Source organism: Pseudomonas sp. FSL W7-0098 (assembly GCF_005930585.1).
In the GTDB taxonomy this organism is placed as follows: Bacteria; Pseudomonadota; Gammaproteobacteria; order Pseudomonadales; family Pseudomonadaceae; genus Aquipseudomonas; species Aquipseudomonas bubulae.
Genome location: NZ_RXHW01000008.1, coordinates 99,850 through 111,736, shown reverse-complemented (window position 1 = coordinate 111,736; position 11,887 = coordinate 99,850). Strand labels below are relative to the sequence as shown.

The window sequence follows — 11,887 nt, the reverse complement described above, 5'->3', positions numbered from 1 at the left end:
TATTTAACAGCTTCAAGCTGCAGCGCTCAGCCCATGAATCACCCCGTGTGCATAATGCATAAGACGAGGTTGGTCTTCACGTAGCGTTTGAGGTTGTGCAGGCGCAGCATTAAGTTGAGTTGGGTAAAAAATGTTTTCGGTGCAGGGTTAAGTGATGCGCTATGAAAAATTCATGCGTCGCTCTTTAGTGCCACTCACCATCAGTCGAGTCATGCCCTATTACGGAATAACATTCTTGCGGACTTTGGTGGCTCACAAGCACGCGAGTGACCTGGCGTTGATTTCGTATGTGCTGGCGATTTTTTCTGTAGTGGCCGTGATGCTTTCAATGTCATTGGGGGCGACGGGTAATTTAATCGCTGAACATTCGGATGACATCCAGGAAAAGCCGTGTCCGGCACAGGCACGTTGTCGCCAGCAAACCAGTAAGGGTTTGAAATCAGGGCAATGGTGAAAACGGCGAGCGGGCGTCGGTAGATTGCAGCTCCTGCAAATACTTGCGGAAGATCTGTCCGAGTATCTGGGTAGCCGTTTCGAGCTGGTCGCGCGGCATTTGCTCGGCCACCATGTCGGCGGTGTCCAGGGCGTCTTCGGCGCCGTTGACCGCAGCCATTTTCAGCACGATATAGGCCTGAATGTTGTTGGCCGGCACGCCTTCGCCTTTGAAAAACATGGTGCCGAGCTGGAACTGGGCCATGGCGTGGCCTTGCAGCGAGGCTTTTTCGAAGTAGCTCAGCGCCTTGTTGAAGTCTTGCGGGGTGTTTTTACCGTCGTAATAGAACTCGCCCAACTCGTATTCGGCTTCTGCATCCCCGGCTTTGGCCGCCTCTTCACAGGCTGCAAGCGCCTCGGCGAGGTCCTCAGGCTGAGTATTGAGGGTGCAGCGACCCATCGCTGGGATCAACAACGAGTTACCGCCTGCCTGGGCAAGCAACGGCTGTAGGAGCAACAGGCAGCCCAGTGCAAGGGCGCGGCCGGTGCGGTTCATGGGAATCGACGTACCTCTGGATGACGGGTTAACCCGATCATGGGATGTATAGGCGCGCATTATGAAATAAGCAGAGGCAACCTTACAAAGTCTTTACTCGTTTTTCTGCTGCCTGAGCGCGATATCCATTGATTTAAGACGATTATGGACGGGTGGGCTAAAAGATCTGCTCATTACTGGCATAAAAAAACGGCAAGGGCGCTCGCCCTTGCCGTTTCTTGGATTATTTCAGTGCAGCAAATGCGCGTTCTGCGGCGTCCAGGGTCAGTTGCAACTCGGCTTCGCCGTGGGCGATCGAGGTGAAACCGGCTTCGAAGGCGCTGGGTGCCAGGTATACGCCTCCTTCGAGCATCAAATGGAAGAAGCGCTTGAACAGGTCGGCATCGCTGGCCATGACGTCGTCAAAGGTGACAATGTCATCGGCGCCGCTGAAGTACAGGCCAAACATACCGCCGGCCTGTGTGGTCACGAAGGGGATGCCGGCCGCGTCGGCGCGCTGTTGCAGGCCATCGAGCAGGCGGGTGGTGTAATCGCTCAGCTCGGCGTGGAAGCCCGGGCGGCTGATCAGGCGCAAAGTGGTCAGGCCGGCGGCCATGGCCAGCGGGTTGCCGGACAGGGTGCCCGCCTGGTAAACCGGGCCCAGCGGCGCGATGTGCTGCATGATCTCGCGTTTGCCGCCAAAGCAGCCGACGGGCATGCCGCCACCGATGATCTTGCCGAAGGTACTCAGGTCCGGCGTCACGCCGTAGTGGGCTTGGGCACCGCCGAGGGCGACGCGGAAGCCGGTCATCACTTCGTCAAAGATCAGAACCACGCCGTGCTGGTCGCACAGGCTGCGCAGACCTTCAAGGAAGCCTGGCGCAGGCGGCACGCAGTTCATGTTGCCGGCAACCGGTTCGACGATGATGCAGGCCACGGTGTCGCCGACTTCGCTCAGCAGCTGTGCAACCGCGTCGATATTGTTGAACTCGGTGGTCAGGGTGTGCTTGGCGAAATCTGCCGGCACGCCAGCCGAGCTTGGCACGCCCTGGGTCAGCAGGCCGGAACCGGCTTTTACCAGCAGGCTGTCGGAGTGACCGTGGTAGCAGCCTTCAAACTTGAGGATATTGTCGCGACCAGTGAAGCCACGGGCCAGACGGATCGCGCTCATGGTCGCTTCAGTGCCGGAGCTGACCATGCGCACCATTTCCATTGACGGTACGATGGAGCACACCAGATCGGCCATTTCGGTTTCCATGGCGGTCGGGGCGCCGTACGACAGGCCGTGCTCCAGTTGCGCCCGTACTGCGTCCAGCACGTCAGGGTGGCTGTGCCCAAGAATCATCGGGCCCCACGAGCCGACGTAATCGACATAACGCTTGTCGTCCTCGTCAGTCACGTAGGCGCCTTCGGCGTGTTTGAAGAACAACGGCGTGCCGCCCACGCTTTTGAAGGCACGCACTGGCGAGTTCACGCCACCGGGAATGTGTTTCTGGGCGTTGGCAAACAGGGTTTCGGAACGAGACATGGTGGGCTCTCTCAGAATCAGGATTCGGTATTTAAATAGACAACAAGGTGTTGAAGGCCTTGGCGCGCAGGGTGACTTCCCGGGCGCTTTCGGCGCCAAACAGGCCATGCACCACGGCCAGCAGGTCGGCACCGTGGGCCACCAGCGGCGCGGCATTGTCCAGGGTAATTCCGCCTATCACGCAGATCGGCAGGCTGAGGCGGGCGCGGGCCTGGTCCAGGGTCTCAAGGGTAGCGGTTGGCGCCCCGGGTTTGGTGCTGGAATTGAAAAAGCGGCCAAAGGCGACATAACTCGCACCTTCTTTGGCGGCTTGCTCGGCCAGTTCGACCTGGCTGTGGCAGGTCGAACCGATAATTGCCTGTGGCCCCAGCAGGGCGCGGGCAGGGGTCAGCGGGCCGTCGGTCTGCCCCAGGTGCACGCCGACACCCAGGCGGGCGGCCAGCTCGCCATCATCGTTGATGATCAGGTGTGCCTTGTAGCGTTCGCACAACCCGCGCAAGGCTTCGGCCTCGCGCAGTCGGCGGGCGTCGTCAGTGCTTTTGTCGCGATATTGCAACAGGGTCAGGCCGCCATCGAGGGCCGCCTCCACATAGGGCAGCAGTTTGCCAGCCAGCAACTGGCTATCAGTGATCGCATACAGGCCGCGAAGCGTCATGGGGTGAGCCTCATTGGTTACGAGCAAAAATCCAGCGGCAAGCGGCGCGGTACAAATTGCCCTTGCCCCAGTTGCTCTGCATCACGCAGGGTGCGCCATGTGTAATTGAGCGCGGTTTGCACGGCGCTGACCAGTTCTTCACCGATGGCCAGGCGCCCGGCCAACGTACTGGCCAGGGTGCAACCCGAGCCGTGATAACTGCCCGGCAAGCGATGGCAGGTAAAGGTGTGGCGGCTGCCGTCGCGGCTGTACAGGCGGTTATGCACTTCGTGCTCATCACCGTGACCGCCGGTGATCAGCAGGTGCCGACAAAATGGCAGGAGTTTTTCAGCGCACTCATCGGCGCTGCCATCGGGCAGTTCGGCCAGGATGCGGGCTTCGGGAAGGTTGGGGGTGGCAATGGTGGCCAGGGGGAGCAGGCGTTCGCGCATGGCGTAACCCACTTCGTCCTTGCCCAGTCGTCCGCCACCGCCTGCACGCAGCACCGGGTCACAGACCATCGGCAGATGCGGATTGGCCTGAAGCAGTTCGACTACGGTATCGACCATCTCCAGTGAACCGAGCATGCCCAGCTTGACCGCCGCAACGGTGGAGTCGCCGAGCACGGCATCGGCTTGCGCCAGTACCCACTCGCGATCCAGCACGCGGAAGTCGCGGACATTGACAGTGTTCTGCACAGTCAGGGCGGTCACTACCGGGGCGGCGTGACAGCCTTGAGCCAGCAGGGCTTCGATATCTGCCTGCAAGCCGGCACCACCACTGGGGTCATGGCCGGAGAGACAGAGGACAACGGGGCGAGAACTGTAGATATTCATGGTGCGCGAGCTTACCACCAAACAGTTTTTACGGGCGCTTGCTCGGTGTCAGGTTAGCGGAAGTTTGTAAGCCGTTGCCTGGCCTTAAGAATCTTCGGTCTCAGCGCTTATTTAGCTCTGTAATGCCCGTACTAGAGCCTTTGTGATGAATTGTTAGATGGTGTGTATGTGCCATTAATGGCTATGTTAAAGTGCCTTCAAATTATTAACCGGTCATTCGATCGACGCGATCTCAAAGGGAATATGGGGTTGCCCGCGTCTTCGAGTGAGCTACGTTGGGGCTGTATGCGCTATTTGCTGATGATGTTGTTGGGCTGGCTACCGATGCTGGCCAGCGCAGTCGCTTTTGACGAATCCACACAAAGCCTGCCCTTGGGCCGCGTGATGCAGGTGTTCGAAGACGCGGGTGGCGAAGCGACTCTGGCAGATGTCACCGCACACGGCGAACTGTTCGAGCCCCATACCAAAGACACGCTGAACAAGGGCTACTCGCACTCGGCCTTCTGGATCAAAGTGGATTTGCACTACCAGCCACAAGACCCGCAGGTGCATCGCACCTGGCTGCTGGAGCTGGCATACCCGCCGCTTGATTCCATCGAGCTTTACCTGGCAGACGCCGCGGGCAATTACCGGCTGGCCGAGCGAACGGGTGATGCACTGCCCTTCGACAGTCGTCAGATCAAAGAAAATAATTACCTGTTTGAGCTCAACTTCAGCCCGGGGCAAAGCCAGACGGTGTACCTGCGTCTGGCCAGCCAGGGTTCGGTTCAGGCGCCGCTGACGCTATGGTCGGCCCAGGCCTATCTTGAAGAGCAGCCCGTGCGGATTTACATCCTGGGCCTGATTTATGGCGTGTTGCTGGGGATGCTGGTCTACAACCTGTTTATTTACCTCAGCGTGCGTGACACCAGCTACCTCTACTACATCTTTTATATTGCCTCGTTCGGCCTTTACCAGCTTTCGGTCAACGGTGCGGCAGTGCAGTACTTCTGGCCTGACAGCCCGTGGTGGGCCAATGCCTCCACCCCGTTCCTGATTGGTGCATCGGCGTTTTTTGGTTGCCAGTTCGCCCGCTCCTTCTTGCACACCGCCTCCCACAGCCGCTGGCTTGACCGGGCACTGATGTTGCTGATGGGCGTGGGTGCTCTGGTGATGGTGCTCGCGCTGACCACCAGCTATGCCGTGTCGTTGCGCCTGGCCACCGGCCTGGCGCTGGCGTTTATTGTCACCATTTTTACCGCTGGTGTGGTGGCATGGGTACGTGGCCTGCGGGTCGCGCGTTATTTTGTGATCGCCTGGTCGGCCTTCCTGCTCGGGGGGCTGGTCAATACGCTGATGGTGCTGGGTTACCTGCCGAACGTTTTCCTGACCATGTACGCCAGCCAGATAGGTTCGGCAATCGAGGTGGGGCTGCTGTCGCTGGCGCTTGCCGACCGGATCAACGCCATGCGTGACCTGCAGGCGCGTACGCTGCAGGAATCGGGACAGAAACTGGCCGCCATGAACCAGCAACTGGCCCGTACCAACCAGCTCAAAGACGAGTTTCTGGCAACCGTTACCCATGAATTGCGCACGCCCATGAACGGTGTCATTGGCTCTCTGGAATTGATCAAAACCCTGGACATGAGCCCTGAGCTGGAGCAGTACACCAAGACTGCGCAAGGTTCAGCACGAGAAATGATGCACATGGTCAATGGCATCCTGACCCTGACCGAACTGCAGGCCGGACGACTGGTCGCGCAACCCCGGCCCTTCAGCCTGAATGAACTGCTGCAGGGGCTGAGCGATCAGTTCAGGCCGGCGGCACGCAGTAAAGGGCTGGAGTTTTCGTACGAAGTGGGCCGCAATCTGCCGGATCAATGGGTAGGTGATGCGGATAAAATTCGCCAGTGCATGGAGTGCCTGCTGGATAACGCGATCAAGTTCACCCGTGAGGGCGGGGTGATTTTGCGTGTTACCGGTAAACCCGCAGAGACCGGGCGCTGGGCGCTGGCGTTCAATGTAATCGACAGCGGCATTGGTTTTGTTCACCAGGAAGAGGCCGAACTTTATCAGCACTTCTTTCAGGTTGATGGCTCCATGACCCGTGAATATGGCGGCCTGGGTATCGGCCTGGCGATTTGCCGGCGCCTTGTGGAACTGCTCGGCGGGCGCCTGACCCACCATTCCCAGCCGGGGCAAGGCTCACAGTTCCAGCTATTGCTGGAACTCGAACCCTCGGTGCAAACCCAGCCGCACACGACTCATTCGGCGTTGCAGCTGAGGGCGCCCGGGGAGTGTGTGGTCTTGCTGGTAGAAGGCCCGGAAAACCCTGTGGTAGTGCGCGCCATGTTGCTCAAACTGGGTTATCGCGTGCTCGGCGTTGACACGGGGCAGGCGGCCATAGAAGCGTTGCGCCGCGAGCGGGTCGATGCGGTGCTGCTGGCGTGCCCGTTGGCCCAGGTCTGTGCTACGTCGATGGGCAGCCAGCTGCTGACATTGGCCGCCTGTGCGCAGTTGCCCGTGCTGGCGCTGTTCGAGTCGCAAGCCCAGGCGCAGCAAGCCCGCGAGCAGGTCGACGGGATCACTGATTATCTGCTGAAACCGCTGCGTTTTGAGGACTTGCAACAGACCTTGGCGCAACGCCTGCTGATCGACAATAACGATAAAAACGCCGAGTTTTAGGCGTTTATGCCCCTTGTTTAGCCGCAGATGCGTGCTTCACTGGCTCATTGGTACGATCCCAAGGAGCCCGCGCAATGAACTTGCATCAATACGCAGAAACCCATCAGGTGACCAATCAGCCGCCGTCTCTGGACGGCGTGAACCTGTACCGCATTGACCTGCCGTTGCAGTATTGGAGCCAGCATTTCGGCGCGGGATGGGCGCAGGCGCGGATTGACGAGTACGGTGCCCTGGCGGGCGGCCCGCTGATGGCTGCGGGTTTTCTGGCCAATGAAAACAAACCGCAGTTTGTCAGCCATGACCGTTTCGGGCATCGGATTGATCTGGTGGAGTTTCACCCGGCTTACCACGAACTGATGCGCACGGCGATTGAGCATGGTTTACCGTCCTTGCCCTGGGCCCACCCGCAACCCGGTGCCCATGTGGCCCGCGCATCCATGACCTACCTGCACAGCCAGGCCGAAGCGGGCAGCGGCTGCCCCTTGACCATGACCTTCGCCAGCGTGCCGGCCTTGCGTCTGCAACCGGACCTGGCTGCCATCTGGCTGCCCAAAGTGCTGGCCACTGAATATGACCCGCGTAATGTCGATATCAGCCAAAAGGCCGGCGTGACCCTGGGCATGGCCATGACTGAAAAACAGGGCGGCACCGATGTGCGTGCCAATACCACGCGGGCTTACCCCGTAGGGGCCAAAGGGCCGGGGCAGGCCTATGAACTGCTGGGGCACAAATGGTTCTGCTCGGCACCCATGTGTGACGGCTTTCTGACCCTGGCCCAAACCGAAAAAGGCCTGAGCTGCTTTTTGCTGCCGCGCCATCGTCCGGATGGCCGCCGCAACGAATTCTATATTCAGCGCCTGAAGAACAAACTGGGCAATAGCTCCAACGCCTCCAGTGAAGTTGAGTTTCGTGGGGCATTGGCCTGGATGATCGGCGAAGAAGGTCGTGGCGTGCCGACCATTATTGAAATGGTCGCCATGACCCGGTTCGACTGCATGGTCGGCTCCAGTGCCTTGATGCGTCAGGCGCTGACCCAGGCCAGCCATCATTGCGCCCATCGACTGGTGGGCGGTCGGGTGTTGGCAGATCAGCCACTGATGCAGAACGTATTGGCTGACCTGGCGCTGGAAAGCGAGGCGGCACTGGCCCTGAGCCTGCGCATGGGGCGGGCGCTGGACAATCCGGATGACCTGCATGAGGCCAGGTTTTCCCGGTTGGTCACAGCGGTGGGCAAGTACTGGATCTGCAAGCGGGCTCCAGCCATGATCAACGAAGCGGCCGAATGCATGGGGGGCGCGGGTTATGTCGAAGACAGCATCCTGCCGCGCCTGTATCGCGAGGCGCCGGTCAATTCGACGTGGGAAGGGTCGGGTAATGTGCAGTGCCTGGACGTGTTGCGAGCCTTGTCCAAAGAGCCGGGCGTGCTCGATGCGCTGTTTGCCGATTTGGGCGACGGGCATGGCGATGTGCGCCTGGGGCAGCACATTGTGCAGCTTAAGGCGGCGCTCAACGACACTGACGATATCCAGTATCGCGCTCGCCAACTGACAGAAGACATCGCCCTTGGCCTACAGGCAAAACTGCTGCTTGAGGCTGGTAACAGTGATGTCAGCGACGCCTTTATCGCCAGCCGGCTACAGGGCAGCGGCCGGGTTTACGGCACATTGCCGCGGGGTTTGAATGTGGCAGCCATCGTTGCCCGCGCTACCCCGCAGGTTGCCTGAATATCCCCAACCCTGTGGGAGCTGGCTTGCCTGCGATGCAGACGACGGGTTTTATCTGCCAGACCCGGTCGATGCCATCGCGGGCAAGCCCGCTCCCACACGGATTTGCGTGAGGCAGCCGATATTCTGTTTATCCCCAGCAGCCACAGGAAATCTTCGGCAGGCAATTTTGTAGCTGCCTTTAGCCATCGATACAGGCAAGATAAAGGCCTGCCCGCTCAGAAGACAGGATGCTTATCGTGACCGAAGCTTTTATTGTCGTTTCCACCGCTGAAGAGGCCGTTGACCGGCTTGCTGCCTTGCACGAGCGCGCAACCACGGCCTTGAGCCAGGCACTCAAGCGTTATCTCAAGGATCGGGTTGAACCCTCTGCGCAAGAACGCGCGCTGTTTCGCTACCCCGAACTGCGTTTGACCTACCGTATCAACGGTGAAGTGCCGACCACCACCCGTGCTTATGCCAAGGTCCAGTTACCGGGCACCTACAGTGTGACCGTCACCCATCCCGCCTCTTTCCGTAATTACCTGCTGGAACAGCTGGTGCCCTTGATGCGCGACTTCACCGTTGAAGTAGAAGTCGGCGTCAGTGAGCAAAATATTCCTTACCCTTATGTGGTCGAGCAAGGTGATGAACTGGCCGGCTCCGGCGTTACCGCTGCCGCGCTGGCGCGGGTGTTTCCGAGCACCGACCTGTCTGCTGCCACCGACGGCATCGCCGATGGCCTGTACGACTGGGAAAACACCGATCCGTTGCCCCTGGCGCTGTTCGACGCCGCCCGGGTCGACTTCTCCCTGCGCCGCCTGGTGCACTATACCGGCAGCGACTGGCGCCATGTGCAGCCGTGGATTCTGCTGACCAACTACCATCGCTATGTTGACCAGTTCATCCTCCATGGCCTTGAGCAATTGCGCGACAACCCGCGCTTTGTGCGCATGGTGATGCCGGGCAATGTGATCATCGAAAAATCGATGGACTACGGCGAGGCCCAGGCCATCGCGGCGGGGGTGGTGTGGCATCGCTACCAGATGCCGGCGTATCACTTGCAGGCCAGTGATGGTCATGGCGTGACGCTGGTCAATATTGGCGTCGGCCCGTCCAATGCGAAAAACATTACCGACCACCTGGCCGTGCTGCGTCCGCATTGCTGGCTGATGATTGGTCACTGCGGCGGTCTGCGCCAGTCGCAGACCATTGGCGATTATGTGTTGGCCCACGCCTACATGCGTCGTGACGGCATTCTTGATCGGGTCGTGCCGCCGAACATTCCGATTCCGGCCCTGGCTGAAGTCCAGCTGGCGCTGCAGGAGGCTGCCGCACAGGTTACCGGTGAGCGCGGCGATGAGCTGAAAAAACGCCTGCGTACCGGCACCGTACTGACCTATGACGATCGCAACTGGGAGCTGCGCTGGGCTCAGGAACGTCCGCTGATCAACCTGTCCCGTGCTGTTGCCGTGGACATGGAAAGCGGCACCATTGCTGCCCAGGGTTATCGCTTGCGCGTCCCGTATGGCACGCTGTTGTGTGTGTCGGACAAGCCGCTGCACAGTGAAATCAAACTGCCAGGTTCGGCCAATGCCTTCTATGAGCGCGCGGTCAGCCAGCATTTGAAAATCGGTATTGCTGCCGTGGACTTGATGCGCAGCCAGCTCAACTCCCTGCATTCGCGCAAGCTGCGCAGCTTTGATGAACCGCCGTTCCGTTGATCGGTGATGGTCATTTAGCGATCGGGGGACTAGCATTGCCAGCCCTGATCGCTAGATAGCCTTTTTTGTCATGTCTCGTCCCGCCCCACGCCGCCCGGCCTCGAAAAGCCTCACCGCGCCAGCTGCCAATCGCCGCGTGGCCAAAGCGCCACCGTCTGATCCCAAGCTGTACCTGTTCAATAAACCCTTCGATGTGCTGACCCAGTTCAGCGACGAAGGCGGGCGCGCCACGCTCAAGGACTTTATCCCGATTCCGGGCATCTACCCGGCCGGGCGACTGGACAGGGACAGTGAAGGTTTACTGCTGTTGACCAATGATGGCCAGTTGCAGGCGCGGATAGCCGACCCCAAGCACAAATTACCCAAGACCTACTGGGTTCAAGTTGAAGGCGAGCCCACGCCGGAGCAACTGCAGCAGCTGCGTGATGGCGTTGAACTCAATGACGGCAAGACCCTGCCTGCCGAAGCGCGTGCCCTGGACGAGCCGCAGCTATGGCCGCGCAACCCGCCGGTACGCTTTCGCAAAAGTATCCCGACCGCCTGGCTGGAACTGGTGATCCGTGAAGGTCGCAACCGTCAGGTGCGGCGCATGACCGCGGCAGTGGGCTTGCCGACCTTGCGCCTGGTGCGGGTACGCATTGGTGACTGGAGCATTGAAGGGCTGGAGCAGGGGCAGTACCGGGAAGTTCCGGCGCGGCTATAGGGCTCCGGATTCGATCAGGCCGATGACCACGCTTTTGATGATAAACGCGGCAACGCCCAGGCCGAGGACGAAAAACAGGATCATGGAGCCGAAGCGTCCAGCTTTGGACTTTTTCGCCAGATCCCAGACGATAAAGGCCATGAAAATGATCAGCACGCTGACCAGAATCGTCATCATCCATTCTTCAAGTACGGCAGGATCCATCGGTATTCTCCGGCGACATCGTGGGAAAAAGCCGTAGGAGTATACGCCAGGGGAGCGGGGGGATATTGATCTGGGTAGTGAGAGGATGTCGCTACACCCGTAGCAGCTGCTGAAGGCACGAAGCTGCGTTCGATTGTGAAGCAATCGCAAGATCAGAGTGCGCGTTACAACTGAAGAATCGCGTGGGCTGATTTTACGACTGCTTCACAATCGAACGCAGCCTTCGTTCCTCGGCAGCTGCAGGAACACTGCAACTGTGGGAGCGAGCCTGCTCGCGAAGGTCGTTCGCGAGCAGGCTCGCTCCCACAATAGGGCTTGACCTGCAACAGAGTATCTACAGGTTCTATTTTTACGTGCGCAAATGGGTCAGCGGCAGCTCGGTGCTGTTGAGCACCTGATTGAGCACAAAGCTCGAACGCACGCTGGTTACGCCTTCGATACGGGTCAATTCACCTAACAGCAGCTTCTGGTAGTGGTCCATGTCGGCAACCACCACTTTCAGTTGGTAGTCGGCGTCCATGCCGGTCACCAGGCTGCATTCCAGCACCTGCGGCAGGGCGCGGATGCAGGCTTCGAAGTTCTCGAAACGCTCTGGTGTATGTCGGTCCATTCCGATAAGCACGTAGGCTGTAAGGCTCAAGCCCAGCAGTTTGCGGTCGAGCAGCGCCACCTGACGGCTGATGTAACCGTCATCCTCAAGCTGTTTAACGCGGCGCGAGCAAGGAGATGGCGACAGGCCAATACGTTCGGCCAGTTCCTGGTTAGAGATGCGTGCGTCACGCTGCAATTCCGCCAAAATGCTCAGGTCATACCGGTCGAGTTTGCTCACGAAGTTACCCTTTGTCATAACTATTGCGTGAAAGTATCCACCTTAAGTCAAAAATTGCGCAAGTAATGTTTTATCGAGCAATCTTCGCAATCGCC

Annotated in this window: 11 protein-coding genes; 5 read left to right on the top strand and 6 right to left on the bottom strand. The window is 59.4% G+C overall.

The features are described 5' to 3' along the window. The first annotated feature begins 154 nt into the window (after positions 1 to 154). On the top strand, positions 155 to 454 hold the full coding sequence (locus FHL07_RS16125; protein WP_138738693.1) for a hypothetical protein: 300 nt from the start codon (positions 155 to 157) through the stop codon (positions 452 to 454). On the opposite strand, the gene FHL07_RS16120 is transcribed toward FHL07_RS16125, so the two are convergent. The 4 genes from FHL07_RS16120 to FHL07_RS16105 all read right to left on the bottom strand — a co-directional run bounded on the left by FHL07_RS16120 (position 440) and on the right by FHL07_RS16105 (position 3,965). Further along, a complete protein-coding gene (locus tag FHL07_RS16120) occupies positions 440 to 988 on the bottom strand; it encodes a tetratricopeptide repeat protein (protein WP_094999416.1) in 549 nt (182 codons plus the stop codon). The two genes, FHL07_RS16125 and FHL07_RS16120, sit on opposite strands and share 15 nt — an antisense overlap. Positions 989 to 1,211: 223 nt before the next feature. Beyond that, positions 1,212 to 2,495, bottom strand: coding sequence for a glutamate-1-semialdehyde 2,1-aminomutase (hemL, locus tag FHL07_RS16115; RefSeq protein WP_095019041.1), 1,284 nt, complete (start codon positions 2,493 to 2,495; stop codon positions 1,212 to 1,214). A 31-nt stretch (positions 2,496 to 2,526) separates the two neighbouring features. Next, positions 2,527 to 3,150 carry a thiamine phosphate synthase gene (thiE, locus tag FHL07_RS16110; RefSeq protein WP_094999414.1) on the bottom strand — a complete coding sequence of 208 codons (624 nt, stop codon included), beginning with the start codon at positions 3,148 to 3,150 and terminating at the stop codon, positions 2,527 to 2,529. Between the two features lie 17 nt (positions 3,151 to 3,167). Next, the gene (locus FHL07_RS16105) at positions 3,168 to 3,965 is read right to left on the bottom strand and encodes a hydroxymethylpyrimidine/phosphomethylpyrimidine kinase (protein WP_094999413.1); all 798 of its coding nucleotides are present in this window, start codon (positions 3,963 to 3,965) and stop codon (positions 3,168 to 3,170) included. A 285-nt stretch (positions 3,966 to 4,250) separates the two neighbouring features. On the opposite strand from FHL07_RS16105, the gene FHL07_RS16100 reads away from it, so the two are divergent. The 4 genes from FHL07_RS16100 to FHL07_RS16080 all read left to right on the top strand — a co-directional run bounded on the left by FHL07_RS16100 (position 4,251) and on the right by FHL07_RS16080 (position 10,759). After that, positions 4,251 to 6,629 carry a hybrid sensor histidine kinase/response regulator gene (locus tag FHL07_RS16100; protein ID WP_094999412.1) on the top strand — a complete coding sequence of 793 codons (2,379 nt, stop codon included), beginning with the start codon at positions 4,251 to 4,253 and terminating at the stop codon, positions 6,627 to 6,629. A gap of 74 nt (positions 6,630 to 6,703) precedes the next feature. After that, positions 6,704 to 8,353, top strand: a complete 1,650-nt coding sequence (locus tag FHL07_RS16095) for an acyl-CoA dehydrogenase family protein (RefSeq protein WP_138738692.1) — start codon at positions 6,704 to 6,706, stop codon at positions 8,351 to 8,353. Positions 8,354 to 8,583: 230 nt separating this feature from the next. Then, positions 8,584 to 10,056 (top strand): AMP nucleosidase, encoded by a 1,473-nt coding sequence (amn, locus tag FHL07_RS16085; protein ID WP_153327098.1) that lies wholly within the window; start codon positions 8,584 to 8,586, stop codon positions 10,054 to 10,056. Positions 10,057 to 10,192: 136 nt separating this feature from the next. Continuing rightward, positions 10,193 to 10,759, top strand: coding sequence for a pseudouridine synthase (locus FHL07_RS16080; RefSeq protein WP_176464972.1), 567 nt, complete (start codon positions 10,193 to 10,195; stop codon positions 10,757 to 10,759). Here FHL07_RS16080 and FHL07_RS16075 read toward each other — a convergent pair. Together FHL07_RS16075 and FHL07_RS16070 are read right to left on the bottom strand one after the other, a co-directional pair. Next, complete coding sequence (locus FHL07_RS16075; protein WP_016779292.1) at positions 10,754 to 10,963, bottom strand: DUF2788 domain-containing protein; 210 nt, start codon at positions 10,961 to 10,963, stop codon at positions 10,754 to 10,756. The two genes, FHL07_RS16080 and FHL07_RS16075, sit on opposite strands and share 6 nt — an antisense overlap. Positions 10,964 to 11,312: 349 nt before the next feature. Beyond that, positions 11,313 to 11,792, bottom strand: a complete 480-nt coding sequence (locus tag FHL07_RS16070) for an Lrp/AsnC family transcriptional regulator (RefSeq protein ID WP_029611209.1) — start codon at positions 11,790 to 11,792, stop codon at positions 11,313 to 11,315. Positions 11,793 to 11,887 lie beyond the last annotated feature (95 nt).

Coding starts and splice junctions, on each gene's coding strand:
- FHL07_RS16125 (WP_138738693.1), top strand. CDS start 155: ATGCGCTATGAAAAATTCATGCGTCGCTCTTTAGTGCCACTCACCATC.
- FHL07_RS16120 (WP_094999416.1), bottom strand. CDS start 988: ATGAACCGCACCGGCCGCGCCCTTGCACTGGGCTGCCTGTTGCTCCTA.
- hemL (WP_095019041.1), bottom strand. CDS start 2,495: ATGTCTCGTTCCGAAACCCTGTTTGCCAACGCCCAGAAACACATTCCC.
- thiE (WP_094999414.1), bottom strand. CDS start 3,150: ATGACGCTTCGCGGCCTGTATGCGATCACTGATAGCCAGTTGCTGGCT.
- FHL07_RS16105 (WP_094999413.1), bottom strand. CDS start 3,965: ATGAATATCTACAGTTCTCGCCCCGTTGTCCTCTGTCTCTCCGGCCAT.
- FHL07_RS16100 (WP_094999412.1), top strand. CDS start 4,251: ATGCGCTATTTGCTGATGATGTTGTTGGGCTGGCTACCGATGCTGGCC.
- FHL07_RS16095 (WP_138738692.1), top strand. CDS start 6,704: ATGAACTTGCATCAATACGCAGAAACCCATCAGGTGACCAATCAGCCG.
- amn (WP_153327098.1), top strand. CDS start 8,584: ATGCTTATCGTGACCGAAGCTTTTATTGTCGTTTCCACCGCTGAAGAG.
- FHL07_RS16075 (WP_016779292.1), bottom strand. CDS start 10,963: ATGGATCCTGCCGTACTTGAAGAATGGATGATGACGATTCTGGTCAGC.